The 26,861-nt window shown below is 56.4% G+C and carries 23 protein-coding genes and 1 riboswitch; of the genes, 14 read left to right on the top strand and 9 right to left on the bottom strand.

Translation table 11 applies throughout. The features are described 5' to 3' along the window. Positions 1-139 precede the first annotated feature (139 nt). From cra to leuO, 4 genes are all read right to left on the bottom strand, one after another. Positions 140-1,144 (bottom strand): catabolite repressor/activator, encoded by a 1,005-nt coding sequence (gene cra / locus HMPREF3096_RS14030; RefSeq protein ID WP_004145952.1) that lies wholly within the window; start codon positions 1,142-1,144, stop codon positions 140-142. Positions 1,145-1,324: 180 nt separating this feature from the next. Beyond that, positions 1,325-1,816, bottom strand: coding sequence for an acetolactate synthase small subunit (gene ilvN / locus HMPREF3096_RS14035; protein ID WP_002888536.1), 492 nt, complete (start codon positions 1,814-1,816; stop codon positions 1,325-1,327). Between the two features lie 2 nt (positions 1,817-1,818). Then, a complete protein-coding gene (gene ilvI, locus HMPREF3096_RS14040; protein ID WP_008807441.1) occupies positions 1,819-3,543 on the bottom strand; it encodes an acetolactate synthase 3 large subunit in 1,725 nt (574 codons plus the stop codon). A 394-nt stretch (positions 3,544-3,937) separates the two neighbouring features. Then, positions 3,938-4,906, bottom strand: a complete 969-nt coding sequence (gene leuO, locus HMPREF3096_RS14045) for a transcriptional regulator LeuO (protein ID WP_072121929.1) — start codon at positions 4,904-4,906, stop codon at positions 3,938-3,940. A 612-nt stretch (positions 4,907-5,518) separates the two neighbouring features. Here leuO and leuL point away from each other — a divergent pair. From leuL to aroD, 9 genes are all read left to right on the top strand, one after another. Next, positions 5,519-5,605 (top strand): leu operon leader peptide, encoded by an 87-nt coding sequence (gene leuL / locus HMPREF3096_RS29310; protein ID WP_004222662.1) that lies wholly within the window; start codon positions 5,519-5,521, stop codon positions 5,603-5,605. Positions 5,606-5,700: 95 nt separating this feature from the next. Next, positions 5,701-7,272 carry a 2-isopropylmalate synthase gene (leuA, locus tag HMPREF3096_RS14050; protein ID WP_008807443.1) on the top strand — a complete coding sequence of 524 codons (1,572 nt, stop codon included), beginning with the start codon at positions 5,701-5,703 and terminating at the stop codon, positions 7,270-7,272. Further along, complete coding sequence (gene leuB, locus HMPREF3096_RS14055; RefSeq protein WP_008807444.1) at positions 7,272-8,363, top strand: 3-isopropylmalate dehydrogenase; 1,092 nt, start codon at positions 7,272-7,274, stop codon at positions 8,361-8,363. Before leuA ends, leuB begins: the two co-directional genes overlap by 1 nt. 2 nt (positions 8,364-8,365) lie before the next feature. Continuing rightward, the gene (gene leuC / locus HMPREF3096_RS14060; RefSeq protein ID WP_008807445.1) at positions 8,366-9,766 is read left to right on the top strand and encodes a 3-isopropylmalate dehydratase large subunit; all 1,401 of its coding nucleotides are present in this window, start codon (positions 8,366-8,368) and stop codon (positions 9,764-9,766) included. A 10-nt stretch (positions 9,767-9,776) separates the two neighbouring features. Beyond that, positions 9,777-10,382 (top strand): 3-isopropylmalate dehydratase small subunit, encoded by a 606-nt coding sequence (gene leuD / locus HMPREF3096_RS14065; RefSeq protein ID WP_008807446.1) that lies wholly within the window; start codon positions 9,777-9,779, stop codon positions 10,380-10,382. 397 nt (positions 10,383-10,779) lie between these two features. Further along, entirely contained in the window at positions 10,780-12,813 is a 2,034-nt protein-coding gene (locus tag HMPREF3096_RS14070; protein ID WP_022066129.1) for an oxidoreductase, read from the top strand. Positions 12,814-12,824: 11 nt separating this feature from the next. Next, positions 12,825-13,688 carry a shikimate dehydrogenase gene (locus HMPREF3096_RS14075; protein WP_008807448.1) on the top strand — a complete coding sequence of 288 codons (864 nt, stop codon included), beginning with the start codon at positions 12,825-12,827 and terminating at the stop codon, positions 13,686-13,688. A 10-nt stretch (positions 13,689-13,698) separates the two neighbouring features. Next, complete coding sequence (locus tag HMPREF3096_RS14080; protein WP_012542861.1) at positions 13,699-14,913, top strand: MFS transporter; 1,215 nt, start codon at positions 13,699-13,701, stop codon at positions 14,911-14,913. Positions 14,914-14,943: 30 nt separating this feature from the next. Beyond that, a complete protein-coding gene (gene aroD, locus HMPREF3096_RS14085) occupies positions 14,944-15,699 on the top strand; it encodes a type I 3-dehydroquinate dehydratase (RefSeq protein ID WP_032731614.1) in 756 nt (251 codons plus the stop codon). A 37-nt stretch (positions 15,700-15,736) separates the two neighbouring features. Here the strand turns inward: aroD and HMPREF3096_RS14090 are convergent, their stop codons facing one another. After that, the gene (locus tag HMPREF3096_RS14090; protein ID WP_012542863.1) at positions 15,737-16,633 is read right to left on the bottom strand and encodes a LysR family transcriptional regulator; all 897 of its coding nucleotides are present in this window, start codon (positions 16,631-16,633) and stop codon (positions 15,737-15,739) included. 231 nt (positions 16,634-16,864) lie between these two features. On the opposite strand from HMPREF3096_RS14090, the gene HMPREF3096_RS14095 reads away from it, so the two are divergent. Beyond that, positions 16,865-18,175 carry an MFS transporter gene (locus tag HMPREF3096_RS14095; RefSeq protein WP_012542864.1) on the top strand — a complete coding sequence of 437 codons (1,311 nt, stop codon included), beginning with the start codon at positions 16,865-16,867 and terminating at the stop codon, positions 18,173-18,175. A 44-nt stretch (positions 18,176-18,219) separates the two neighbouring features. Here HMPREF3096_RS14095 and HMPREF3096_RS14100 read toward each other — a convergent pair whose 3' ends face one another. Together HMPREF3096_RS14100 and sgrT are read right to left on the bottom strand one after the other, a co-directional pair. Then, entirely contained in the window at positions 18,220-19,404 is a 1,185-nt protein-coding gene (locus HMPREF3096_RS14100) for a sugar efflux transporter (RefSeq protein ID WP_008807453.1), read from the bottom strand. A 271-nt stretch (positions 19,405-19,675) separates the two neighbouring features. After that, positions 19,676-19,828, bottom strand: a complete 153-nt coding sequence (sgrT, locus tag HMPREF3096_RS29320; protein WP_012542866.1) for a glucose uptake inhibitor SgrT — start codon at positions 19,826-19,828, stop codon at positions 19,676-19,678. 87 nt (positions 19,829-19,915) lie between these two features. On the opposite strand from sgrT, the gene sgrR reads away from it, so the two are divergent. The 4 genes from sgrR (at position 19,916) to thiQ (ending at position 25,115) form a co-directional block, all read left to right on the top strand. Then, positions 19,916-21,571 carry an HTH-type transcriptional regulator SgrR gene (gene sgrR / locus HMPREF3096_RS14105; RefSeq protein ID WP_008807454.1) on the top strand — a complete coding sequence of 552 codons (1,656 nt, stop codon included), beginning with the start codon at positions 19,916-19,918 and terminating at the stop codon, positions 21,569-21,571. A 37-nt stretch (positions 21,572-21,608) separates the two neighbouring features. After that, positions 21,609-21,828, top strand: a riboswitch (TPP riboswitch). Between the two features lie 32 nt (positions 21,829-21,860). Further along, positions 21,861-22,844, top strand: coding sequence for a thiamine ABC transporter substrate binding subunit (gene thiB / locus HMPREF3096_RS14110; RefSeq protein WP_032731612.1), 984 nt, complete (start codon positions 21,861-21,863; stop codon positions 22,842-22,844). Next, positions 22,820-24,430, top strand: coding sequence for a thiamine/thiamine pyrophosphate ABC transporter permease ThiP (gene thiP, locus HMPREF3096_RS14115; protein ID WP_012968945.1), 1,611 nt, complete (start codon positions 22,820-22,822; stop codon positions 24,428-24,430). Before thiB ends, thiP begins: the two co-directional genes overlap by 25 nt. Beyond that, entirely contained in the window at positions 24,414-25,115 is a 702-nt protein-coding gene (thiQ, locus tag HMPREF3096_RS14120; protein ID WP_032731611.1) for a thiamine ABC transporter ATP-binding protein ThiQ, read from the top strand. Before thiP ends, thiQ begins: the two co-directional genes overlap by 17 nt. Here the strand turns inward: thiQ and HMPREF3096_RS14125 are convergent. After that, on the bottom strand, positions 25,102-25,869 hold the full coding sequence (locus HMPREF3096_RS14125; protein ID WP_008807458.1) for a DedA family protein: 768 nt from the start codon (positions 25,867-25,869) through the stop codon (positions 25,102-25,104). The two genes, thiQ and HMPREF3096_RS14125, sit on opposite strands and share 14 nt — an antisense overlap. A gap of 128 nt (positions 25,870-25,997) precedes the next feature. Next, on the bottom strand, positions 25,998-26,843 hold the full coding sequence (gene araC / locus HMPREF3096_RS14130) for an arabinose operon transcriptional regulator AraC (RefSeq protein ID WP_004204301.1): 846 nt from the start codon (positions 26,841-26,843) through the stop codon (positions 25,998-26,000). Positions 26,844-26,861 lie beyond the last annotated feature (18 nt).

Genomic DNA, 26,861 nt, shown 5'->3' on the forward strand with positions numbered 1-26,861 from the left:
ACACGTAAAGAAGTTTAGGGATTTGTCTGAAATATATTCAGTTTTGCATTTTGGACGTCAATTGCCTGATTAATCGCCAAAGGCCTGCTTTCCGGCAGGCCCGCCAGGAATATTCCTGGGCTCTGGCGATATTGCGCGCTTAGCGGCGATTCAGGCTACCGCGACGATAGAGATTACGGCGAATACGGCTCAGGCCCGGCTTTGGCTTGCGCGGTTCATCGAGGCTGGCGAGGACGATCTCCAGCACCCGCTCAGCGACATCGCGATGGCGCTGAGCCACCGCCAGCACCGGGCACTGCAGAAAATCGAGCAGCTCATTATCGCCGAAGGTGGCGATCGCCAGCTCGGAGGGCAGTTTGCCCTCACGGCGCAGCGTCACATCCATCACGCCCTGCAGCAACGGGAAAGAGGTAGTAAACAGCGCCTGAGGCATCGGATGGGTTTCAAGCCATTTCTCAAACAGCTGAGCCGCCGCTTCGCGCTCATAGCTGTTGGCATAGAGATAATGCACCTCGCGCGGATCGTCCTGCCAGGCTTTGCGGAAGCCCTGCTCGCGCAGGAAGCTCACCGACAGTTCCGGCAGCGCGCCGAGATAAAGTACCGTTTCGCCAGGGAAGGTCCGCAGCTCGGCAGCGAGCATTTCAGCGTCATCCTGATCAGCGCCGACCACACTGGTGAAATGCTCGCGGTCAAGGGCGCGGTCAAGCGCGACAATCGGAAACGGATCGTTAGCCCAGCGTTGATAGAAAGGGTGCTCCGGCGGCAGCGAGGTAGAGACAATGATAGCGTCCACCTGGCGCTGCAGCAGATGCTCAATGCAGCGCATCTCGTTATCGGGTTGATCCTCAGAACAGGCAATCAGCAGCTGATAGCCACGCTGACGCGCCTGACGTTCGAGATAATTTGCAATGCGGGTATAGCTGGTATTTTCGAGATCCGGGATCACCAGACCGATAGATCGTGTGCGTCCTGCACGCAGGCCAGCGGCGACCGCATTCGGATGATAGTTATGCTCCCGCACCACAGCCATCACCTTTTCGACCGTTTTATCGCTTACGCGGTACTGCTTCGCTTTGCCATTAATCACATAGCTCGCGGTGGTTCTTGAAACACCGGCCAGCCGGGCGATTTCATCCAGTTTCACAATTGCCCCTTGGGTAAGAAGTGCCAAACATAACCATTATTCAGGTATGGAACCCTTTTTATAACATCTAAGCGCAGAATAGTTAGCGCAGCAACCGCTTTCGCTTACAGTTCCTACTGATTTCGCAAAAAAAAAGCCCGACAGTCGCTGCCGGGCTATTTTTGCATCAGTTCCCGATCCTCAGCGCATGATTTTATCACCGCGAGACAGGCCGACCACACCGGAGCGAGCCACTTCTACGATCCGAGCGACATCGCGCAGCGAAGCCAGGAAAGCATCAAGCTTATCACTGGTTCCGGCGAGCTGAACGGTATAGATAGAAGGCGTCACATCGATAATCTGTCCGCGAAAGATTTCGGTGTTGCGTTTCACTTCTTCACGGCCATAGCCGCTGGCCTGAACCTTCACCAGCATGATTTCGCGTTCGACATGGGCCCCCTGCCCCAATTCGCTGACTCGCAGCACATCCACCAGCTTGTGCAGCTGCTTTTCAATCTGCTCGATCGCTTTTTCATCGCCCACGGTCTGGATGGTCATTCTGGAGAGCGTAGGGTCGTCCGTCGGCGCCACAGTCAGGCTTTCTATATTATAGCCGCGCTGGGAAAAGAGGCCGATAACGCGGGACAATGCGCCCGATTCGTTTTCCAGTAATACCGATAATATCCGGCGCATAATCAGGTCCTCTCCGTTTTGCTCAACCACATCTCATCCATGCCGCCGCCGCGGATCTGCATGGGGTACACATGCTCACTGCCGTCGACGGTGACATCGACAAACACCAGCCGGCGCTGACGCACCTGCTCCAGCGCTTCAGCAAGCTTTGACTCCAGCTCCTGCGGCTCGCTGATGCGGATCCCGACGTGACCATAGGCTTCCGCCAGACGCACAAAGTCCGGCAGCGATTCCATATAGGACTGGGAGTGGCGCCCGGAATAGAGCATATCCTGCCACTGCTTCACCATCCCGAGATAGCGGTTGTTGAGGTTAAGCACCAGGACCGGTAACTCATACTGCAGCGCAGTAGAGAGTTCCTGAATGTTCATCTGGATACTGCCGTCACCGGTCACGCAGACCACCATTTCGTCCGGCAGAGCCATTTTGACCCCCAGCGCAGCCGGTAGGCCAAAGCCCATGGTGCCGAGACCACCGGAGTTAATCCAGCGCCGTGGTTTGTCGAAGGGGTAATAAAGGGCGGCGAACATCTGGTGCTGGCCCACATCGGAAGTGACGTAGGCATCGCCCTGGGTCAACCGCCAGATAGTTTCAATCACCGCCTGCGGTTTGATTTTATCGCTCTGGTCGTCGTAGCGCAGACAATGGCGGGCACGCCACTGCTCGATCTGTTGCCACCAGTCGCGAATGTCGTCCAGCGGCTGCTGCGTCTCTTCCTGGTCCAGTAGCTCCAGCATCTGCTCCAGTACCAGCCGGGCATCGCCGACGATCGGCACATCTGCCGGCACGGTTTTCGAGATCGAGGTCGGATCGATATCAATATGCAGCACCGTCGCGTTCGGACAGTACTTGGCCAGATTGTTGGTGGTCCGATCGTCAAAGCGGACGCCGACGGCGAAAATGACGTCCGAATGGTGCATGGTCATGTTGGCTTCATAGGTGCCGTGCATACCTAGCATCCCCAGCGCCTGCGGGTGCGTCGCCGGGAAAGCGCCAAGCCCCATCAGAGAGGAAGCAACCGGCAGCTTCAGCTTTTCCACCAGTTCACGCAGCTGGGGTTCGCAATGCGCATTGATCGCCCCGCCGCCGACGTAAACGACCGGCTTACTCGCCGCCACCAGGGTCTGCAGGGCGCGTTTAATCTGTCCCTTATGACCGCTGGTGGTCGGGTTATACGAACGCATACTCACCGCCTCCGGCCAGGCGTACGGCAGCTTTTTCGCCGGATTGAGAATATCTTTCGGTAGATCGACCACCACCGGTCCGGGGCGACCGCTGGCCGCCAGCCAGAAGGCTTTCTTCAGGACACCGGGAATATCTTCGGTCTGCTTCACCAGGAAACTGTGCTTCACCACCGGACGGGAAATCCCCACCATGTCGCACTCCTGGAAGGCATCGTAGCCGATCAGCGATGTCGCCACCTGCCCGGAGAGGATCACCAGCGGAATGGAATCCATATAGGCCGTCGCGATACCGGTGATGGCGTTCGTCGCCCCTGGTCCAGAGGTGACCAGCACGACGCCAACCTCGCCGGTCGCCCGCGCCAGGCCATCCGCCATATGCACTGCCGCCTGCTCGTGGCGAACCAGCACATGATCGATACCGCCAAGGGTATGTAACGCATCATAGATATCGAGGACTGCGCCTCCGGGATAGCCGAATACTTGCTTGACGCCCTGATCGACAAGCGATTGGACGACCATCTCGGCTCCTGACAACATCTCCATGGTTTGCCTCCAGGCTTATTGTTTTACGACAGCGGAACTCAATTTCCGCGCGCTCGCACGATGCGGAGGAGAGACCCTCCGCACTGAGGTGAATGGACTGCATGCCACTACCATAACTGCTCGCCAGCAGGCAGGCAATTCGCCGCAGGGGATGTGTTATCCCCGTAATAAGAAGAAAAGAAAGCGGAGAAGTGAAAATATGGTGGATTGCTTCAGAGATAAGAAAAGGGAATGGTAAATACTCGGAGAAAAGGCGTGATAGCAGGAATTGATCCATTTTTCACGAACCAAACGAATGCCTCGAACAGGTCAAACAGAACAAAATTCTGCATTATCGAATTTACATCATATAAAAAAAGGAGCCGAAGCTCCTTTTACCCTCGTTGCCATCGGCTCAGCGCTTGCAAATATCCACCAGCAGCTCTTCCATCCACTGATGGCCTTTATCGCGGCCAGCCGCTTCATGCCACGAGAGATAGCAGGTCCGGCTGTTAACCTTCAACGGCAAAGGTAATATTTGCAGGGCTAATTTATCGGCAAACTCATTGGCCAGCCAGCGCGGGGCAATCGCCACCATCTGAGTTTGCGATACCACGTTTAATACGCTGACCATCGCATTACCCTGATAGGCGATACGCGCCTGTTTATCGGCCGTGTCATACCACGGTAAACTGAATGAGGCATACCGATCGAGAGCCACCGTAGCATGCTCCTCACGATAAATATCCGCCTCCATCACCGGCCCGGAAATACGGGGGTGGTTGCGACTGGCCACCAAAACCATTTCGTCTTTGAATAACGGGACGCAGGCAAACTCAGGGCGACGGAACTCTTCATAACCGATCACAAATTCCGTTTCCTGATAACGTAACTGATGTTCCGTATTTTGATTCAGCGCGGATTTAAAAACCAAATGAATATTGGGTGCGATCTCCGCAACTTTATTAAAAATAACCGACGTCAGGATGTTATCCAGCGGGCTGCAGACGCACAGATGGAAAACGCGCTCACTGCTTAGCGGTTCAAAACCGGAGCCCGGCAATTCGTTTTGGACCAGCTGCAGCGCCTGGCGCACAGAACCAAAAAGCTGATAGGCCCGCGCCGTCGGCTGAATACCGCGGCCATAGCGCACAAACAGCTCATCATTAAACATCACTTTCAGACGTGAAACCGCGTTACTCACCGCGGGTTGAGACATGCCGAGCGTATGGGCGGCACGGGTGATATTCTGCTCTTGCATAACCGCATCAAAAACGGTGAGCAGATTGAGATCAACCATCCGTAGTTGAGGTTTAACGACTTCCTGTCCGGGGGCTGATTTATATTCTGGAGTGTCAATTAACATATCTAATTCCGCCGTCACGATGAATTCCCTTTACTAAACCGCTATAATTAGCGTCGAAAATATCATTTATCATGCAAATGACATTTGCAAAATAGCAAAGGAGATTTTTAGGAATATATCAAGGCTATGAGTGGCAGTGAAAAAGCGGGACTACCAGGAAAATGAACCGCTCAAACCATACCGGTTACTTAATGATGGTGAGTGTAACCATAATCCGTAAAAATAAAAACAACACCACTAGTTAACTGTAACTTAAGCAATAATAAAGTATTTTATTTTTAACCTCATAAAATTAACAACTGCTTATCATTGAAAAATAATCCGCTAATGAGCAAATACATTCATAAGGAAAATAAATATAATATTTTCATTCAGATAGCTTTTTTTGCCGCCTCGTTCACGGTTCATCGTGGCCGATGCGTTGAATGCAAAGCACTTTTTCAAATGAAACAATTGAGGACGCGCCTCCCTTTGTCCAAAATAGGATCTTCGGCAAAACAGGGCTTACATCAGCACAATTTGCTAATTCACATCGTGAGCCAATAACGCTTTTTCCGTGCCAGGGGTTGACTTTAAAACGGCTATCCAGTAACTCTAAAAGCATAACGATTTCATCTGGAGTTTGACGCAATGATTCGCACCGCTCGTATCACCAGCCTACTACTACTAAACGCATGCCATTTGCGCGGTAGGCTGTTGGGCGACGTTCAGCGTTAAGTCATCTTCCAGCAAGACTATAAAACCCGCGCCTTGGCGCGGGTTTTTTTATGCTCGTCAACAAGGCGCCAGGACACAGACTAAGGATCCAAACCATGAGCCAGCAAGTCATTATTTTCGATACGACCTTACGTGATGGCGAACAAGCGTTACAGGCAAGCCTGAGTGTCAAAGAGAAGCTGCAGATCGCTCTGGCCCTTGAGCGTATGGGGGTCGACGTAATGGAAGTCGGTTTCCCGGTCTCTTCCCCGGGCGATTTTGAATCGGTGCAAAGCATCGCACGCACCATCAAAAACAGCCGTGTTTGCGCTCTGGCGCGCTGCGTTGAGAAAGATATCGATGTGGCAGCAGAATCCTTAAAGGTGGCTGAAGCTTTCCGCATCCATACCTTTATTGCGACCTCGCCGATGCATATCGCCACCAAACTGCGCAGCACGCTGGATGAAGTGATTGAGCGCGCGATCTATATGGTGAAGCGGGCGCGCAACTACACTGACGATGTCGAATTCTCCTGTGAAGACGCCGGCCGCACGCCGATTGCCGATCTGGCTCGCGTCGTGGAAGCGGCGATCAACGCTGGCGCCACCACCATTAATATCCCGGACACCGTCGGCTACACCATGCCGTTCGAATACGCCAACATTATCAGCGGCCTGTATGATCGCGTGCCGAATATCGACAAAGCGATTATTTCCGTCCACACCCATGATGACCTGGGCATCGCCGTCGGTAACGCCCTCGCCGCGGTCCACGCCGGTGCGCGCCAGGTAGAAGGCGCGATGAACGGTATCGGCGAACGCGCTGGCAACTGCGCGCTGGAAGAAGTGATCATGGCGATCAAAGTGCGCAAAGACATCATGAACGTGCACACCAACATTAATCATCATGAAATCTGGCGCACCAGCCAGACCGTCAGCCAGATCTGCAATATGCCTATCCCGGCCAACAAAGCCATCGTCGGCACCGGTGCCTTCGCCCACTCCTCCGGCATCCACCAGGACGGCGTACTGAAGAACCGCGAAAACTACGAAATCATGACTCCGGAATCCATCGGCCTGAACCAGGTACAGCTGAACCTGACTTCCCGCTCCGGTCGCGCGGCGGTGAAACACCGGATGGAAGAGATGGGTTACCAGGAGAGCGATTACAACCTGGATCATCTGTACGACGCGTTCCTGAAGCTGGCGGACAAAAAAGGCCAGGTCTTCGATTACGATCTGGAAGCGCTGGCGTTTATCAACAAGCAGCAGGAAGAGCCGGAGCATTTCCGCCTGGACTACTTCAGCGTCCAGTCTGGCTCCAGCGATATCGCCACTGCTTCAATCAAGCTGGTCTGCGGGGATGAAATCAAAACCGAAGCCGCTAATGGCAACGGTCCGGTCGACGCCATCTACCAGGCTATTAACCGCGTGACAAACTACAACATTGATTTAGTGAAGTATGGCTTAAGTGCGAAAGGCCACGGCAAAGACGCCCTGGGCCAGGTGGATATCGTCGTTGACTACAACGGCCGCCGTTTCCACGGTGTTGGTCTGGCCACAGATATCGTTGAGTCGTCAGCAAAAGCCATGGTTCACGTGCTGAACAACATCTGGCGCGCCGCCGAAGTCGAAAAAGAATTGCAACGCAAAGCTCAGAATAAAGAGAACAATAAGGAAACCGTGTAATGTCGAAGAATTACCATATTGCCGTTTTGCCGGGTGATGGCATTGGCCCGGAAGTGATGAACCAGGCGATGAAAGTACTGGAAGCCGTGCGCCAACGTTTTGCCATGCACATTACCACCAGCCAGTATGACGTCGGTGGGGCGGCTATTGACCGTCAGGGGACTCCCCTGCCGCAGGCGACCGTCGCCGGATGCGAACAGGCGGATGCGATCCTGTTCGGCTCCGTCGGTGGTCCGAAATGGGAACACCTGCCGCCCGCCGAGCAGCCAGAGCGCGGTGCGCTGCTGCCGCTGCGTAAACACTTCAAACTGTTCAGCAATCTGCGTCCGGCCAAACTGTACCAGGGGCTGGAGGAGTTCTGCCCGCTGCGCGCCGACATCGCTGCCAACGGCTTCGACATTCTCTGCGTTCGCGAACTGACCGGCGGCATCTACTTCGGCCAGCCAAAAGGCCGCGAAGGCAGCGGTCAGCATGAGAAAGCCTTTGATACCGAGGTGTATCACCGCTTTGAAATCGAACGTATCGCGCGCATCGCTTTTGAATCCGCTCGTAAGCGTCGTCACAAAGTGACCTCCATCGATAAGGCCAACGTCCTGCAGTCGTCCATTCTGTGGCGCGAAATCGTCACCGAGATCGGCAAGGAGTATCCGGACGTTGAGCTGGCGCATATGTATATCGATAACGCCACCATGCAACTGATTAAAGATCCGTCCCAGTTCGACGTGCTGCTGTGCTCCAACCTGTTTGGCGACATCCTCTCCGACGAGTGCGCGATGATCACCGGCTCTATGGGCATGTTGCCGTCCGCCAGCCTCAACGAGCAAGGTTTTGGCCTGTATGAACCAGCGGGCGGCTCGGCGCCGGACATCGCGGGCAAAAATATCGCTAACCCGATCGCGCAGATCCTCTCTCTGGCCCTGCTGCTGCGCTACAGCCTCGACGCTGACGAAGCGGCGACCGCCATTGAAAGCGCCATCAACCGTGCTTTAGAGGAAGGGGTTCGTACCGGCGACCTGGCGCGCGGAACGGCGGCGGTCAGTACTGATGAAATGGGCGATATCATTGCCCGCTATGTCGCAGAAGGGGTGTAATCATGGCGAAGACGTTATACGAAAAATTATTTGATGCGCACGTAGTGTATGAGGCGCAGAACGAAACCCCGCTGCTGTACATCGACCGCCATCTGGTGCACGAAGTGACCTCCCCGCAGGCGTTTGACGGCCTGCGCGCGCATGGCCGCCAGGTGCGCCAGCCGGGTAAAACCTTCGCGACCATGGATCACAACGTCTCGACGCAGACCAAAGATATCAACGCGTCCGGCGAGATGGCCCGCATCCAGATGCAGGAGCTGATTAAGAACTGTAAAGAGTTTGGCGTTGAGCTGTATGACTTAAATCACCCATACCAGGGTATCGTCCACGTCATGGGCCCGGAGCAGGGCGTCACCCTGCCGGGGATGACCATTGTTTGCGGTGACTCCCATACCGCCACCCACGGCGCGTTCGGGGCGCTGGCGTTCGGTATCGGCACCTCCGAAGTGGAGCATGTGCTGGCGACCCAGACCCTGAAACAGGGCCGCGCGAAGACCATGAAAATCGACGTGCAAGGCAAAGCGGCGCCGGGTATTACCGCTAAAGATATCGTGCTGGCCATCATTGGTAAAACCGGTAGCGCCGGCGGCACCGGCCATGTGGTTGAGTTCTGCGGCGAAGCGATCCGCGATCTGAGCATGGAAGGGCGTATGACCCTGTGCAACATGGCGATCGAGATGGGCGCCAAAGCGGGCCTGGTCGCGCCGGACGAAACCACCTTCAATTACGTACGCGGCCGTCTGCATGCGCCGAAAGGCAAAGATTTTGACGATGCCGTCGCGTACTGGAAAACCCTGAAAACCGACGATGGCGCGACGTTTGATACCGTGGTGACGCTGCAGGCGGCGGAGATTGCCCCGCAGGTGACCTGGGGCACCAACCCGGGCCAGGTGATCTCAGTGACGGATAATATCCCCGATCCGGCGTCATTCAGCGATCCAGTGGAACGCGCCAGCGCCGAAAAAGCGCTGGCCTACATGGGCCTGAAATCCGGGATCCCGCTGACGGATGTGGCTATCGATAAAGTGTTTATCGGCTCCTGCACCAACTCGCGAATCGAAGATTTACGCGCCGCGGCGGAAATCGCTAAAGGGCGTAAAGTGGCGCCGGGTGTCCAGGCGCTGGTGGTGCCGGGTTCCGGTCCGGTGAAAGCGCAGGCGGAAGCGGAAGGCCTGGATAAGATCTTCATCGAAGCCGGCTTTGAGTGGCGCTTACCGGGTTGCTCGATGTGTCTGGCAATGAACAATGACCGCCTGAATCCGGGCGAGCGCTGTGCCTCCACCAGCAACCGTAATTTTGAAGGCCGTCAGGGCCGCGGCGGACGCACGCACCTGGTGAGCCCGGCAATGGCCGCAGCGGCAGCTGTTACCGGTCATTTCGCCGATATCCGTAATCTGAAGTAAGGAGACCATCATGGCAGAGAAATTTACCCAACATACCGGCCTGGTGGTTCCGCTGGATGCTGCAAACGTCGATACCGACGCGATTATTCCCAAGCAGTTTTTGCAGAAAGTGACTCGCACCGGCTTCGGCGCCCACCTGTTTAACGACTGGCGCTTTCTCGACGATAAAGGCCAGCAGCCGAACCCGGATTTTGTGCTGAATTTCCCGCAATACAAAGGGGCGTCAATCCTGCTGGCACGTGAAAACTTCGGCTGCGGCTCCTCGCGCGAGCACGCGCCGTGGGCATTGACCGATTACGGCTTTAAGGTCGTGATTGCGCCAAGCTTTGCCGATATCTTTTACGGCAACAGCTTCAATAACCAGCTGCTGCCGGTGACCCTGAGCGACGAGCAGGTCGACGAGCTGTTCAAGCTGGTGCAGGCCAACCCGGGCATGACGTTTGAAGTGGATCTGGAAGCGCAGGTGGTTAAAGCCGGGGATAAAACCTACAGCTTTAAGATCGACGACTTCCGCCGCCACTGCATGCTCAACGGCCTGGATAGCATCGGCCTGACGCTGCAGCACGGAGAGGCGATTTCCGACTATGAACGCAAGCTGCCGGCGTTTATGAATTAACCTTCGGGCCCGGTCATTTGACCGGGCTTTTTAATTTTATCGCGGCGGAAATTGCGATCTCACGCACAAAAAAAAATATTGATTCGCTGATTGTCAGGCCTTGACCCCGCCCTGCCCCACACCATAAAGAAGAATCATTCCGCTTTCCTTCTCTTCCTCTTCGTTGTTTATGTATTATCCCTTCACTGCAAGTAAAAATAAGGCACGAGTGTTTAATATAAAAATATAAGAATGTGAAAGAAGCGTTAATCTCATAGAGAACCCCTATAGCTCAGAACAAAAAAAAACATTATTTTTCGATTTTTCCCCTCGCTATCTTTGCCCACAGAGAAATATTAACTAAGGACACGCCCGGGCCCCCGCATATCGGCCTCCCGGCCTCCTGTGGAGAGAAGAGATGAGCCACTATCCGCACCTTTTCAGTCCGTTGACCATCAACGGCATGACGCTAAAAAACCGCATTATCATGCCCCCTATGGGCACCAATATGGCCACGCTCAACGGCGAGGTCTCGCAGGAACAGCTGGAATACTATGAACTGCGGGCCAAAGGCGGCACCGGACTTATCACCATCGAAAACATCTGTATTGATTTTCCCTTTGCTTCCAACGGCACCACGCAGTTACGCATCGATAACGATCAATATATTCCGCGACTGTTTAAATTAACCGAGACCCTGCATAAACATGGCGCCTGCGTATCCATTCAGTTAAATCATGCCGGCGCTTCGGCGTACGCCTACCGCCTTGACGGTCAGACGCCACTCTCTTCCTCCACGACGCCCTCGAAAAAGCACGGAAATATTCCACGCCCAATGACGCATGAGGAAATTTATCATGCCGTTGAAAAGTTTGGTGATGCCGCGGAGCGCGTTCGTCGTGCGGGTTTTGACAGCGTCGAAATTCATGCCGGTCATTCCTATTTAATTAGCCAGTTTTTATCGCCGTTATTTAACAAACGCACCGATGAATTTGGCGGCACCGTCGAAAATCGCACCCGGATATTAAGTCTGATTATCGATAAAGTGCGCGCCTGCGTGGGGCCGCGTTTTCCGGTCAGCCTGCGCATCAGCGCCGACGACTTCCTCAAGGGGGGCAATACCCTCGAAGATTCCCTGCGCATCCTTGAACTCTGCCAGGATAAGGTCGATATCATCAACGTCTCTGCGGCGCAGAATGACAACCTGAATCTGCAAATCGACCAGATGTCGCTGGAGGATGGCTGGAAGCGCTACCTCTCCCGCGCGGTGCGCGATAAATTCCATAAGCCCACGGTCATCGCCGGCAATATTCGCTCACCACAGGTGGCCGAGGATATTCTCGCCAGCGGCGATGCCGACCTTATTGCCATTGGCCGCGGCCTGATTGCCGAGCCGGAGTGGGTGCAGAAGGTGCAAGGCGGTAAAGAGCGCCTGATGCGCAAATGCATCTCCTGCAATATCGGTTGCGCTGACCATCGTATCGCCCGCTCGCGCCCGCTGCGCTGTTCGATTAACCCGGACATCATCCACGGCGATGCCTACAAAATGCGCCGCGTCAGTCGCGAAACGAACGTGGTGGTCATCGGCGCTGGCACCGCCGGGATGGAAGCCGCCTGCACGGCGGCGGAAGTCGGTTGCCATACCTGGCTGCTGGAGGCGAAAAACCACGTCGGCGGCCTCGCCAGCGAAATCTCCCGCCTGCCGGAGAAAAAACGCATCGCTGATTTCCCGCAGTTTATGAAAAATCGCATCGCCTCGCTGGACAACCTGATGCTGCAGGTCGGCAAATGTGCCGACGTGGCCTCAGTTTCCGCCCTGCATCCGCATCTGATTGTCAACGCCACCGGCTCAACGCCGCTGCTGCCGCCCATTGAGGGCTTGCGGGAAAACATTGATACCGCGGACGGCAAAGTCTTTTCCATTACCGGCATGATCGACAACCTGGCGAAATTTACCGATATCGAGGGTAAACGTATCGCCGTCGTCGGCGCAGGCGCCGTTGGCCTCGACGTTATCGAATACTTTACGGCGCGCGGCGCGCAGGCGGTATTAATCGAAATGCAGGACGCCGCCGGTCGCGACCTCGACATCATTACCAAAAATGCCATGTTGACCATGCTCGACGAGCACCAGGTCGAACAGCACATGAATACCCAACTGATGGCAGTCGCTGCCGACCATTTCCGGGTGAAAAATACACAGCAAACCTTCGATATCCCCTTTGACTACGGCTTTGTCTGCCTGGGGATGCGCGCCAACCGGACGGGTCTCGACGAGATCGAGCGCTGGGCCAATGCCAATAACGTCAAAATCATGAATATCGGCGACAGCCTGATGGCGCGGCGCATTATCGACGGCATCCGCGAAGGCCGCAACGTGCTGGATACCCTGGAAGACATGGGTGCGCTGGGCAGTCGCGAAGCACAACGAATTCCCTTTCTAACTTATTGAGGATTTTTGTCATGGCAGAACGTATTACTGGACACACTGAGCTGATTGGCCTGATCGCCACCCCGATTCGCCACAGCATGTCACCCACCATGCATAACGAGGCTTTCGCCCATCTCGGGCTGGACTATGTTTATCTGGCTTTTGAAGTCGGTAATCAGGAGCTGAAGGACGTTGTGCAGGGCTTTCGGGCAATGAAGCTGCGCGGCTTTAATGTCTCTATGCCGAACAAAACCGAAATTTGCCAGTATCTCGATAAGCTGTCGCCGGCGGCGCAGCTGGTCGGGGCGGTCAACACCGTGGTCAACGACGATGGCGTACTGACCGGACATATCACCGACGGCACCGGCTATATGCGCGCCCTTAGCGAAGCGGGTATCGATATCATCGGCAAGAAGATGACCGTCCTCGGCGCCGGCGGCGCGGCGACCGCGCTCTGCGTCCAGGCGGCGCTGGATGGCGTGAAGGCAATCTCCATCTTTAACCGCCGCGATAAATTCTTCGCCAACGCCGAAGAAACGGTTGCTAAGATCCGCAACAACACCAACTGCGAGATCCATCTGTTCGATCTCGACGATCATGACAAGCTGCGCGCCGAAATCGACAGCAGCGTGATCCTGACCAATGCCACCGGCGTTGGCATGAAGCCGTTCGAAGGCCAAATGTTGCTGCCGAACGACAGCTTCCTGCGCCCGGATCTGATCGTCTCTGACGTCGTCTACAACCCGCGTAAAACCCACCTGCTGGAAGTGGCGGAGAAAAAAGGCTGCCGCACCCTGAACGGTCTGGGGATGATGCTGTGGCAAGGCGCGCGCGCGTTCGAAATCTGGACGGGTAAACAGATGCCGGTTGATTACATCAAGAGCATTCTGTTCTAAGAGGCGAATGATGAAAAATAAATACATCCCTACTGCGGCAGGGCTGTATCTCAACTACCTGATTCACGGCATGGGGGTGCTCTTAATCACCCTCAACATGGCCCATCTTCAGGAACAGTGGGGAACAGACGCTGCTGGCGTATCCATCGTTATCTCCTCGTTAGGTATCGGCAAGCTGGCGACCATTGTGACCGGCTTTTTGTCGGATCGCTTTGGCCGTAAGCCTTTTATTTATCTGGGGATCCTCAGCTATCTGATCTTCTTCGTCGGCATCCTGCTGACTAAAAATATCTATCTGGCCTACGTCTTCGGCATTATGGCGGGCCTGGCGAATAGCTTCCTCGACTCCGGAACCTATCCGGCGCTAATGGAGTCTTTCCCGCACTCCGCCAGCCGGGCCAACGTGCTGATCAAAGCCTTCGTTTCCGCCGGACAGTTCCTGCTGCCATTCATTATCAGCTTCCTGATCTGGGCGAATCTGTGGTTCGGCTGGTCGTTCGTCATTGCGGCGGGACTGTTTGTCCTGAGCGGCATCTACCTGCTCAAAATGCCATTCCCGGATAGCCAGTCGGCGAAAAAAGAGGAGGCCCCTACGGCGCAGGCGGAAGCAACTGCCCGGCCGCAGGCTAATAAGCTGGATATGGTGATCTTCACTCTGTACGGCTACATTGGCATGGCAACCTTCTATCTGGTCAGCCAGTGGCTGGCGCAGTACGGTCAATTCGTGGTCGGCCTGCCCTACGCCTCGGCGATTAAACTGCTTAGCATCTATACCGTCGGTTCGCTGGTCTGCGTCTTCGTGACCGCCGCCTTCGTCAAAGAGGTGTTCAGCTCAGCCATCGCCATGATCATCTATACTGGCCTGTCGATGATTTCGCTGCTGCTGGTGTGCCTGTTCCCGACGCCGATGATGGTCACCGGCTTCGCCTTTATCATCGGCTTTGCCGCCGCCGGCGGGGTACTGCAGTTGGGAGCAACAATCATGGCGATGAGTTTCCCGAACGGAAAAGGTAAAGCAACCGGGATCTTCTACACCGCCGGCAGTATCGCCAGCTTCACGATCCCCCTGATCACCGCAAAGCTTTCGCAGATCAGTATTGCCAGCATTATGTGGTTTGATTTTGCAATCGCCGTGATCGGCTTTGTGATCGCCCTGTACATCGGCTATCGTCAACTGCAGGCTCGGGCGGCGCAAAAAGTGTCCCGCACCGCAGTCACCGCCTGAGGTTCAACGCGAACAATAATGGATACCTACATGACAAATGCAGTAACCGTAAAGAACATCACCTTTCAGGAAGGGGAAACCCTCATTTGTGTACCGCTGATCGGCAAAACCCTCGATGAGATACTGGGTAACGCCCATGGTCTGGTCGATGCCGGCGCCGATATTATCGAATGGCGCGTTGACCACTTTACCCAGGTCAGAGACATGACCCAGGTGATGGACGCGCTGGCGGAAATCCGTGGCGCGCTGAAAGCGCTCCCGCTGCTGTTCACCTTCCGCAGCAAGAAAGAAGGTGGCGAAACCGAGATCAGCGACGAAGCGTACTTCGCGCTCAATCGCGAAGCCGCGCGCAGCGGACTGGTTGATGTTATCGATATCGAGCTATTCAATGATGAAGCGCAGATCCGCGCGCTGGTTGACGATGCGCATGCCGCGGGCGTCAAGGTGATCATGAGTAACCATGATTTCCACAAGACTCCCGCTCAGGAAGATATTATCTATCGCCTGCGCCGCATGCAGGATCTGGGCGCCGACCTGCCGAAGATCGCGGTGATGCCGCAGTCGCCGCAGGACGTTCTGACCTTGCTTGCCGCTACGCTGACCATGAAAGAAAAATATGCCACTCGCCCGCTGATTACCATGTCGATGGGCAAATCCGGTGGCGTTAGCCGGGTTACCGGGCGCTTATTCGGCTCGGCGATGACCTTCGGTACCGTAGGACAGGCTTCTGCGCCAGGACAGATCGCCATCGCAAAACTACGTGAAGTGATGGATATTCTCTCCTGATGCCCGAATGGCCCGGAGGCGATCTCCGGGCCATCCACTAACAGAGATTCTGGCTGTCGTGGATAACCACATTTTTAAATGACTGTAGCGCCGGGGAAAGTAACCGATCTTTCATTGTCGCCAGATAGATATAGCGTGGGGGGATGGTGTTTTTAATCTTCAGGATGTGAACGTTGTAATAGGAGAGCGCGGAGATCCGCGGCATAATCGCGATCCCATAGTCAATACTGACCAGCCCGGCCATCGCGGTATCCTCATCCACGTAGCAGGCGATCTCCGGCACCAGCTTTTGCTGCATAAACACATTATCGATAAACGGACGTAAACCGCTATTCTCTGAAAAATAGATATAGGGATAATGAATCGTCTCTACCAGATCGACCTCATGTTCATACAGGCGAGCCAACGGATGATCCTTCGCCGTGACCACCACCAGCTCCTGCTGAATAACAGGAATAAAATCGATATCCGGCTCATCCGCAATATAAGAGCAAATCGCCAGATCGACTTTGCCAGCTTTCAGCTCCTGCAATAGGGTCAGCGATGTCCCCTGAGTAAAAGAAAAAGTAACGTTGTGACATTCAGGTGAAAGAGAATATTGATTAATTAACTGCGGAACAACATATTCGCCCATCGTGTAAATAAAGGCGATGCGAATATTCTCTTTATTCTCGGCGCCATTTTTTTGTAATGTCATCCGGCCATTCTCCAGCGAGGCCAGCGCATCTTCGACATACGGCAAAAAACGCTTGCCGTTTTGCGTAATTTTAACGTTCCGTCCCTGTCTGGCGAACAGCGCGACCCCTAACTCCTTCTCCAGCTCCGATATCGCATGGCTTAGCGAGGGCTGGGTGATGCACAGACTGGAGGCGGCTTCGGTGTAATGTTCGGTTTCAGACAGACGTTTAAAATAATAAAGTTGCTTTAGGTTCATTATTTTTGCCCGTATAATATAAGAATAAATGCACTGACGCTAATATACCATGCAAGCCACCAATAATGTGCGGGAGCGGGTAAATATCGGCGTTACATCAAATATTCTTTTGTGAAGCGTATGAATGTGCAACAAAGCGTTGCCATTCATAGATACTATCTATAGTTCCTGGAGATGTTTTTGCATGTGCGAATATATGCAAAAATATTTTAAACTTTAAAGGAACTCGCTATGAGTATGTCAAACTCTCAGGAAGTCCTCACTTCCTCATCGGGGACGAAAAAAAGAAGCCGCGTTCGGATAGTTATTTTACTGCTGTTGTCCGTCGGAACGATGATCAATTATCTCGATCGCACCATCCTGGGTATTGTCGCCCCACAATTAACCCAGGAAATTCATATCGATCCAGCGATGATGGGCATCATTTTCTCCGCCTTTGCCTGGACCTATGCGCTGGCGCAGATCCCTGGCGGGGTATTTTTAGACCGTTTTGGTAACAAGCTCACCTATGCCCTGTCTATTTTCTTCTGGTCGCTGTTTACTCTGCTGCAAAGTTTTACCCTCGGGCTGAAAACCCTGCTCCTCCTGCGCCTGGGGCTTGGCGTCAGCGAAGCGCCCTGCTTTCCGGCCAACAGCCGCATCGTCAGCACCTGGTTTCCCCAGCATGAGCGCGCGCGGGCGACGGCAACATATACAGTTGGCGAATATATAGGGCTGGCCGCTTTCTCGCCGCTGTTATTTTTAATCCTCGAACACCATGGCTGGAGAACGCTGTTTTTTCTCACCGGCGGATTAGGTATTTTATTTACGTTGGTGTGGTGGCGTTTTTATCACGAACCGCATGAATCACGCACGGCTAATAAAGCAGAGTTGGATTACATCGGCGCAAACAACATTAACAATAAAATCCAGAACGTTCCATTTAACTGGCGTGACGCCAGGCGTCTGCTGGGCTGTCGTCAGATCGTAGGCGCCAGTCTGGGCCAGTTCGCCGGGAACACCACGCTGGTGTTTTTCCTGACGTGGTTTCCCAGCTATCTTGCCAACGAGCGCCATCTTCCCTGGCTTCACGTCGGATTTTTCGCCACCTGGCCCTTCCTCGCCGCCGCGATCGGCATCCTCTTCGGCGGCTGGATCTCGGACCGGTTGCTGAAGCGAACCGGCTCCGTCAACATCAGTCGAAAGTTACCAATAATTTCCGGTTTACTACTGTCCAGCTGTATTATTGCGGCGAACTGGGTAAGCGCTAACAGCACCGTTATCATTATTATGTCGGTGGCATTTTTTGGCCAGGGGATGGTCGGTCTGGGCTGGACCTTAATTTCTGATATTGCCCCGGAAAATATGGCAGGCCTCACCGGCGGCATATTTAACTTTTGCGCCAATATGGCATCTATTATTGCGCCACTGATAATTGGCGTGATTATCTCCGCAACGGGTAATTTCTTTTACGCGCTGATCTATGTCGGCCTGACGGCGCTGATCGGCGTGATTGCCTACATTTTTATCATCGGCGATATCAAGCGTATCGTCCTGGAGTAGTCAGCTTGCCCCGGCGACGCGGCTCGCCGGGGCAAGGCAGATTGTCAGATATCCTTCACCCTGCTGGTCAAAAACAGTGTCACCAGCGAAATCGCGGCGATTGTCCAGTAGACGCTGGCGTGGCCATAACTTTGCGACAGCGCCCCCTGCATCACGCCGGCGAGGATCACGCCGGTGGAAATACTGTTGGTGAACAGGGTGGTCGCCGCCCCCGCCCGACCCGGCATTAAGTCCTGGAACCACAGCATACCGATCCCGGCGATAATACCGATAAAGACCGCGTTAAATAGCTGCAGGGCCAGCAGCGCCGTACGGCCATGAAACAGAATCAACCCGGCATAAAACAGCACACCGGCCGCGACCGCCGCCACCATCATTTTACGTTTACCAAAGCGCTTCACGTAGTAACCGGCGAGGATCATCGCCGGTATTTCCAGTCCGGCGGCGGTGCCCATCAGGATCCCGGCAAGGCTGTCGGGAAGACCGAGATCGTTACTGATCCACAGCGGCATATCAATGATATACATCGTGTTGCAGGTCCACATCAGCGTGGAGGCGATAAACAGCATGCGCACGTTCTTATCCTGCCAGCCGCCGGCCTGCACCAGCGCCGCCGCCTCTTCCGAAGGCTGTTCCACCCGCGGGACCGAGGGCAGTTTAATGGCAATCAGCGCCAGACTAATCACAAAGATGCCCGCCGCAATGGAAAACATGGTGGTAAAGCCATAATTGAGGGCCAGCATAAAGGCCAGCGGCGGGCCAATCACCCACGCCAGCGACAGCTGGGCGCGCATGATCGAGCTGAACATCACCACTTCCCGCGCCGAGCTGTCGGCATACTCCCGGGCCAGGGCGAAGAGCTGCGGCATGGCGGCATTGGCGATGGACGCCAGCATCACCCCGCAGGTAATTAACGTCAGGTAGTGACGGTTGAAGGCAAACAGCAGCGCATTGCCCACCGCCATCAGGCAGCAGAGCATAATTAACCGCCGCCGATCGCCGCGGCTATCAGAGCGCTTAGCCAACGCCAGACTCACCAGGATCCCGGCAATGGCATTTACCGTGTAGAACAGGCCCACCCAGAACGGCTGCGCCCCTACTTCGCGGCTGAGAAACAAACTCAACGTCGGCGCCTGCAACGCGCCCGCCACGCCCATCATAAAAGCAACCAGCATAAAGGCGGCATACACGCCGTTTAGCCGTCGTCCCATCGTCATCAACCACAGCATGGAATGTCCTTAACACACGCGAAGTAAACGAAAAAAGCCAGCAGAGGATTTCTGCTGGCGGGTGATTCTATACTCTATGGGTTTCATGTTGCAGGACAAAACGGTTAACCGTTTTGCACAGCGCTTGTGCTGGCCCTGAAAGGGTGAGCGTGGCCAGAACGTCAGACCCTGAGCGCATCGACAGCGAAACGAGCGGTCGCGGCCAACGCCCCTGCAGCGTGAAAAACGACGAGTATAACACCAATACTCAGTCACACATGATGTCTGCAAGTCAATGATCAGAGGCCTTTGACGTCACTCCCCACTGCATCAGTTCTCCCAGGATTTCCTGTTGTCGTCCTGCCATCAGGCGGGCCAGCCAGGACGCATCCTGCGTCGCAGAAAAATAGCGCTGGTAGAACGATTTTGCGGTAGACCTCATCATATTCACCTCCTCGCTTCATCGGGATTCATTATTGGCTTAATATGGGGAGTAATAAATTGCTGAGTTTTGCGCAGGAGTTCCCCTTTTATGTCTTCCAGCCGTCTGCAACAACAGTTCATCCGCTTATGGCAGTGCTGCGACGGCAAGTCGCAGGAGACCACCCTCAACGAGCTGGCGGAAATGCTGAGCTGCTCACGTCGCCATATGCGCACCCTGCTCAATATGATGGAGTCCCGCGGCTGGCTGGCCTGGGAGGCGGAGGCAGGCCGCGGCAAGCGTTCGCGGCTAACCTTTCTCTATACCGGCCTCGCCCTGCAGCAGCAGCGTGCCGAAGATCTCCTCGAGCAGGATCGCATCGATCAGCTGGTGCAGCTGGTCGGCGATAAGGCCGCCGTCCGCCAGATGCTGATCTCTCATCTTGGCCGCAGCTTTCGCCAGGGACGCCATATCCTGCGCGTGCTCTACTATCGTCCGATGAAGAATTTACTGCCCGGCAGTGCGCTGCGGCGTTCGGAAACGCATATTGCCCGGCAAATTTTCAGCGCCCTGACGCGGGTAAATGAGGAAAATGGGGAACTGGAAGCCGATATTGCCCACCATTGGCAGCAGCTGACCCCCACCCACTGGCGCTTTTTCCTCCGCCCGGGCATCCATTTTCACCACGGCCGTGAGCTGGAGATGGCGGATGTGATCGCCTCTCTGCAGCGCAGCAATGCCCTGCCGCTCTATTCACATATCGAACGCATCGAATCGCCCACCGCCTGGACCCTGGATATTCATCTGCGCCAGCCCGACCGCTGGCTGCCCTGGCTGCTGGGCCAGGTGCCGGCGATGGTGCTGCCGCAGGAGTGGCAGACCATGAACCACTTTTCCTCCATGCCGGTCGGCACCGGCCCTTATGCTGTGGTGCGTAACAATCAGAACCAGCTCAAGATCCATGCCTTTGAAGACTATTTTGGCTACCGGGCGCTGATCGATGAGGTGAACGTCTGGGTGCTGCCGGAAATTAGTGAAGAGCCCAATGGCGGCCTGACGCTGCAGGGCAATACCGAAAGCGAAAAAGCGGTGGAGAGTCGCCTGGAAGAGGGCTGCTATTACCTGCTGTTCGACTCGCGAAGCCCGCTGGGGGCCAACGACGCGGTGCGTCGCTGGTTAAGCTATCTGTTTCAGCCCGCCAACCTGCTCTACCATGCGGGCGAACACTACCAGGGCAACTGGTTTCCCGCCTACGGCCTGCTGCCGCGCTGGCATCACGCCAGCAACCACGCCTGCGAGAAGCCGGCGGGGCTGGAGACCGTCACCCTCACCTATTACCGCGATCACGTCGAACATCGGGTGATCGGCGGGATTATGCGCGACCTGCTGGCAGCGCATCAGGTAAAACTGGAGATCCAGGAGCTGGAGTATGATGCCTGGCATCGCGGCGAGGTGGTCAGCGATATCTGGCTTAACAGCGTTAACTTCACCTTACCGATCGAATTCTCACTCTTCGCCTATCTGTACGAAGTCCCGCTCATTCAGCGCTGCATCCCCATTGACTGGCAGGCAGACGCCTGCCGCTGGCGCGCGGGAGAGTTTAATCCGGCCACCTGGAGCCAGCGGCTGCTGGCCGGGCAACATATCGTGCCGCTGATCCACCACTGGCTGATGATTCAGGGGCAGCGCAGTATGCGCGGCGTACGGATGAACACCCTCGGCTGGTTCGACTTTAAATCCGCGTGGTTTGCGCCGCCGGAGCCGTAAGCGCTTTCCGTCATCTGACAAAATCATTACACTAAGGCCGTTCTCAACGGGGTGCTAATAAACATACGCAATATCATTCACGTTGCATCACGGCAGCAAGCGGGTGAATCCCCTGGAGCATAGATAACTATGTGACTGGGGTGAACGCGCGAAGCTAACGCAGATGCGGCTTGAAGGATGAAGCGTATGGGCTGAGAAAATACCCGTCGAACCTGATCCGGATAACGCCGGCGAAGGGATTTGAGGCTCACTCAAAATCCTTTGCCACCCCTTTTTTCTGAGGTGCAAAGTGTTGAAAAAATTACTCCCGCTGCTGGCGCTGGTCGCCATGCCCGCTCTGGCTAAGCCTGTCCTCACCGTCTATACCTATGACTCCTTCTCTGCCGACTGGGGCCCCGGCCCGGCGGTCAAAAAAGCCTTTGAAGCGGACTGCGGCTGCGAACTGAAGTTCGTCGCCCTGGAAGATGGCGTTTCGCTACTGAATCGCCTGCGCATGGAAGGCAAGAACAGCAAGGCCGACATCGTGCTTGGCCTGGATAACAACCTGCTGGAAGCCGCGGCGCAGAGTAAACTGTTCGCCAAAAGCCACGTTCCTGCCAGCGCGGTCAGCGTGCCGGGCGGCTGGGATAATGACACCTTTGTCCCCTACGATTACGGCTATTTCGCCTTCGTCTATGACAAAAACAAACTGGCTAACCCGCCGAAAAGCCTGAAAGAGCTGGTTGAGAGCCCGCAGAAATGGCGCGTCATCTACGAAGATCCCCGCACCAGTACCCCGGGGCTGGGCCTGCTGCTGTGGATGCAAAAGGTCTATGGCGATAAAGCACCCGAGGCCTGGCAGAAGCTGGCGGCGAAAACGGTCACCGTCACCAAGGGCTGGAGTGAAGCCTACGGTCTGTTCCTGAAAGGGGAAAGCGACCTGGTCTTAAGCTACACCACCTCGCCGGCTTACCACATTATTGAAGAGAAGAAAGACAACTATGCGGCGGCGAGCTTCGCTGAAGGCCATTATCTGCAGGTCGAAGTTGCCGCGCGTACCGCCGCCAGCAAGCAGCCGGAACTGGCGGAGAAGTTCCTCAAATTTATGGTCTCGCCTGGCTTCCAGAACGCCATCCCCACCGGGAACTGGATGTATCCGGTGACTCAGGTCGCGCTGCCGGCCGGGTTTGATACCCTGGTGAAGCCGCAGACCACCCTGTCGTTTACCCCGCAGCAGGTCGCCAGCGAGCGTCAGACCTGGATTAGCGCATGGCAACGCGCCGTCAGCCGCTAAACCTTCGCGGGCTATTGCCGGGCCTTTTTGCCGCCACCCTGCTCTGCGCCGTCGCGCTGGCGGCGTTTCTGGCGCTGTGGTTTAGCGCCCCCGGCGCGGGCTGGCAATCGGTCTTCAGCGATAGCTACCTGTGGCACGTGGTGCGCTTCTCCTTCTGGCAGGCGTCGCTGTCAGCGCTGTTCTCGGTGGTGCCGGCCATCTTTCTCGCCCGCGCCCTTTACCGGCGTCGCTTCCCGGGCCGCACACTGCTGCTGCGCCTGTGCGCGATGACCCTGATCCTGCCGGTGCTGGTGGCGGTGTTCGGCATCCTCAGCGTCTATGGCCGCCAGGGCTGGCTGGCCTCGCTGTTTCACGCGCTCGGCTGGCAGTGGGATTTCTCGCCCTACGGTCTGCAGGGCATCCTGCTGGCGCACGTCTTTTTCAATATGCCGATGGCCACCCGCCTGCTGCTGCAGGCGCTGGAGAGTATCCCTGGTGAACAGCGGCAAATTGCCGCCCAGCTTGGCATGCGCGGCTATGCCTTCTTCCGTCTCGTCGAATGGCCGTGGATGCGCCGGCACATTCCCGCCGTCGCTGCGCTGATTTTTATGCTCTGCTTCGCCAGCTTCGCCACCGTGCTGTCGCTGGGCGGCGGCCCGAAGGCCACCACGATTGAGCTGGCTATCTACCAGGCGCTGAGCTTTGACTACGATCCGGCGCGAGCGGCAATGCTGGCGCTGATCCAGATGCTTTGCTGCCTCGCGCTGGTGCTGCTCAGCCAGCGCCTCAGTAAAGCGGTGGCTATCGGCGTCAGCCATGTCCGCGGCTGGCGCGACCCTGACGATCGTCTGCACAGCCGCCTGAGCGACGGACTCTTGATCGGCGCCGCCCTGCTGCTGCTGCTCCCGCCTCTGCTGGCGGTCATCGTCGACGGGATCAACCGCAACATGCTGAACGTGCTGGCGCAGCCGGCGCTCTGGCAGGCATTGAGTACCTCTCTGCGCATCGCCATCGCCGCCGGGCTGTTGAGCGTAACCCTGACGATGATGCTGCTGTGGAGCAGCCGGGAGCTGCGCGCCCGCCAGCGGCCGCTGGCCGGGCAGGCGATGGAGCTGAGCGGCATGTTAATCCTTGCCATGCCGGGGATTGTGCTGGCCACTGGCTTTTTTCTGCTGCTCAGTAACAGCGTCGGACTGCCGGAGTCCGCCGACGGCATCGTCATCTTCACCAATGCCCTGATGGCGATCCCCTACGCGCTCAAAGTGCTGGAAAACCCGATGCGCGACGTGACCGCTCGCTACAGTATGCTGTGCCAGTCGTTGGGGATTGAAGGCTTCACGCGGCTGCGGGTGGTTGAGCTTCGCGCCCTCCGGCGCCCGCTGGCCCAGGCGCTCGCCTTTGCCTGCGTGCTGTCGATTGGTGACTTCGGCGTGGTGGCCCTGTTCGGCAACGAGGCGTTCCGCACCCTGCCTTTCTATCTCTACCAGCAGATAGGCGCCTACCGCAGCCAGGACGGCGCCGTCACCGCCCTGCTCCTGCTGCTGCTCTGTTTCTTATTATTTACGCTGATTGAAAAACTTCCGGGGCGTGATGCTAAAACTCAATGATGTGACCTGGCTGTACCAGCATCTGCCGATGCGCTTTACCCTCGACGTCGCGCGCGGCGAGCGCATCGCGGTGCTCGGCCCCAGCGGCGCCGGAAAGAGCACCCTGCTGAATCTGATCGCCGGTTTTCTACCGCCCGCCAGCGGCAGCCTGCGGATCAATGGCGAGGCGCATAACGCGACGCCGCCGGCGCAGCGTCCGGTCTCGATGCTGTTCCAGGAGAATAACCTGTTTAACCATCTCACGGTTCGGCAGAATATCAGCCTCGGGATCCACCCGGGCCTGAAACTGAGCCGCGAGGAGCAGGCGCAGGTGGCGGCGATGGCCGGACAGATGGGAATTGATGCGCTGCTGGAACGCCTGCCGGGCGAGCTTTCCGGCGGTCAGCGGCAGCGCGCGGCGCTGGCCCGCTGTCTGGTGCGCCAGCAGCCGGTGCTGTTACTGGATGAACCCTTCTCAGCGCTTGACCCGGCGCTGCGTCAGGAGATGCTGTCCCTGGTCGCCGATGTCTGCGAGCAGCAGCAGCTCACTCTGCTGATGGTCTCCCACAGCGTGGAAGATGCCGCGCGCATCGCGCCGCGCTCGATAGTGGTCGCCGAAGGGCGGATTGTCTGGGATGGCGCCACCGCCGAGCTGTTAAGCGGCAACAGCAGCGCCTCGCATCTGATGGGCATCAGCGCGCAATAACCTTGTGCAGGATCGCCAGATAGACCGGCATCAGCGGATGGCGGCAGACCAGAGTCAGCGCCGTCGCGGCGACCACCACCATCAGCGGTGACAGCCACAGTAGTCGGCCGCGCGGCAGCCAGCGGGTCAGGCGATCGCCTGAGGTTTTCGCGCTCCGCCACAGCCGCCAGCACAGCCACCCTGCCAGCCAGGCCAGCAGCGCCGCCCCCAACAGCAGCCATTTAAAGCTGGCGCTGTTTTCATCGGCCGGAATATCAATCGCCGCCCCGGCGAGAATGCCGGGCAGGAAATAGAGCGGCGGCCAGAGCAGGCAGCCGATAATATTCGGTAGCACAAACTTCGCCACCGGCAGATCGAGCATCCCGGCGACCATCGGCACCAGCGGTCGCGTCGGCCCAACAAAGCGGCCGATCAGAATGGTGATCATGCTGTGCTGATGCAACGCATGCTCGGTCTTCTCCAGCAGGGCACGGTTTTTCTTCATAAACGACCAGCGGTGCAGCGGCTTTTTAAAGCGCCAGCCGAGCCAGAATGAGATCCAGTCGCCCAGCAGACAGCCGACAATCCCCGCCAGCCACGCCTGCCAGAAGTTAACCTCACCGCTGCCGATAAGCGCCCCAAGGCCGGCCATCATCACCGTTCCGGGTAAGATAAGCCCCACCAGCGCCAGCGACTCGAGAAAGGCCACCAGCATCACGGCTAACAACGAGTAGACCGTGGATTGGGTGATAAAGTGTTCCAGCAATGCTTGCATAATGTACCCGGTTAAAAAACGAAGCCCGGATTCTCCGGAGCCATCGCGCCCTCGTCAAGCCATCAATTGTCTTAATAGTTTACTGGCTGTGATATTTAAGCGGGTCATCATTTCACTTTCTTTACTTTTTATTCACATCCTGCACGGAATTCGCTCGGGCTGGCGCCGGTGCATTTTTTAAATACGCGCGAAAAATAGAGCTGATCTTCAAAGCCAACGTTGCGCCCGACGGTGGCGATCGGCATCCGTGTCGTGCTCAGCAGCAGTTTGGCCTGGCTGATGCGCTGATCTTCCCGCCAGCCGAGCACACTGATCCCCAACTGCTGGCGGAACAGGTGCGACAGACGCGAGGGCGACAGGCAGACGTGCTGGGCGACGCTGGCAATATCAAAATGGCTGTCCGCCAGATGGTCGCTGATGTACTGGCAGGCGTCGCGCACCCGGTTATCCAGCGGCGGATGCAGCGATTCGTTGATCGCCTCCATGCGCCGCAGCAGCAGCTGTTCCAGCAGATTTATCGCCAGCAGTTCGGAATAGCGCCCCGCCCCCTGCCCGGCATCGACGATCTGGCCGAACAGTTCGCCAAAGCGCGCCTGCCACTGTTCATCCGGACGGAAAAAGCCGGTCTGGGCGAAGATCGTCGGCCAGTTGAGCCACTCGTGCCAGTAGGCGCGTGGCCGGAAGTAGACCCACTGGTGATACCACTCGCTGGCGTCGGGATGGCGGCCGTAGTGATGGATTTCCCCTGGCGGGAACAGCAACATATCACCCGGCCGGCAGACGAACTGCTCGCCGTGGTTGTTGATAACACCCTCGCCGCGGATCGTCAGGTTGAGAATATAGCCTTTCATGCCCAGCGGGCGGTCGATAAAGAAATCCAGGTATCCCTGCGCCTCAATCGGCGTGAGGCCGGTGACCAGATGAGCGTTAAAAGAGTAGCCCGGCAGCAGCGGATCGTTTTGCGTTTCGGCCATACGCGTGGTTCTCCCCGA

The organism is Klebsiella sp. HMSC25G12 (assembly GCF_001807705.1).
Taxonomy (GTDB): Bacteria; Pseudomonadota; Gammaproteobacteria; order Enterobacterales; family Enterobacteriaceae; genus Klebsiella; species Klebsiella variicola.

What these genes read in the sequence shown, in the direction of transcription:
- ilvN (WP_002888536.1), bottom strand. Translation starts at nt 1,816, where the DNA reads ATGCGCCGGATATTATCGGTATTACTGGAAAACGAATCGGGCGCATTG.
- ilvI (WP_008807441.1), bottom strand. Translation starts at nt 3,543, where the DNA reads ATGGAGATGTTGTCAGGAGCCGAGATGGTCGTCCAATCGCTTGTCGAT.
- leuL (WP_004222662.1), top strand. Translation starts at nt 5,519, where the DNA reads ATGATTCGCACCGCTCGTATCACCAGCCTACTACTACTAAACGCATGC.
- leuA (WP_008807443.1), top strand. Translation starts at nt 5,701, where the DNA reads ATGAGCCAGCAAGTCATTATTTTCGATACGACCTTACGTGATGGCGAA.
- leuB (WP_008807444.1), top strand. Translation starts at nt 7,272, where the DNA reads ATGTCGAAGAATTACCATATTGCCGTTTTGCCGGGTGATGGCATTGGC.
- leuC (WP_008807445.1), top strand. Translation starts at nt 8,366, where the DNA reads ATGGCGAAGACGTTATACGAAAAATTATTTGATGCGCACGTAGTGTAT.
- leuD (WP_008807446.1), top strand. Translation starts at nt 9,777, where the DNA reads ATGGCAGAGAAATTTACCCAACATACCGGCCTGGTGGTTCCGCTGGAT.
- HMPREF3096_RS14070 (WP_022066129.1), top strand. Translation starts at nt 10,780, where the DNA reads ATGAGCCACTATCCGCACCTTTTCAGTCCGTTGACCATCAACGGCATG.
- HMPREF3096_RS14075 (WP_008807448.1), top strand. Translation starts at nt 12,825, where the DNA reads ATGGCAGAACGTATTACTGGACACACTGAGCTGATTGGCCTGATCGCC.
- HMPREF3096_RS14080 (WP_012542861.1), top strand. Translation starts at nt 13,699, where the DNA reads ATGAAAAATAAATACATCCCTACTGCGGCAGGGCTGTATCTCAACTAC.
- aroD (WP_032731614.1), top strand. Translation starts at nt 14,944, where the DNA reads ATGACAAATGCAGTAACCGTAAAGAACATCACCTTTCAGGAAGGGGAA.
- HMPREF3096_RS14090 (WP_012542863.1), bottom strand. Translation starts at nt 16,633, where the DNA reads ATGAACCTAAAGCAACTTTATTATTTTAAACGTCTGTCTGAAACCGAA.
- HMPREF3096_RS14095 (WP_012542864.1), top strand. Translation starts at nt 16,865, where the DNA reads ATGAGTATGTCAAACTCTCAGGAAGTCCTCACTTCCTCATCGGGGACG.
- HMPREF3096_RS14100 (WP_008807453.1), bottom strand. Translation starts at nt 19,404, where the DNA reads ATGCTGTGGTTGATGACGATGGGACGACGGCTAAACGGCGTGTATGCC.
- sgrT (WP_012542866.1), bottom strand. Translation starts at nt 19,828, where the DNA reads ATGATGAGGTCTACCGCAAAATCGTTCTACCAGCGCTATTTTTCTGCG.
- sgrR (WP_008807454.1), top strand. Translation starts at nt 19,916, where the DNA reads ATGTCTTCCAGCCGTCTGCAACAACAGTTCATCCGCTTATGGCAGTGC.
- thiP (WP_012968945.1), top strand. Translation starts at nt 22,820, where the DNA reads ATGGCAACGCGCCGTCAGCCGCTAAACCTTCGCGGGCTATTGCCGGGC.
- thiQ (WP_032731611.1), top strand. Translation starts at nt 24,414, where the DNA reads ATGCTAAAACTCAATGATGTGACCTGGCTGTACCAGCATCTGCCGATG.
- HMPREF3096_RS14125 (WP_008807458.1), bottom strand. Translation starts at nt 25,869, where the DNA reads ATGCAAGCATTGCTGGAACACTTTATCACCCAATCCACGGTCTACTCG.
- araC (WP_004204301.1), bottom strand. Translation starts at nt 26,843, where the DNA reads ATGGCCGAAACGCAAAACGATCCGCTGCTGCCGGGCTACTCTTTTAAC.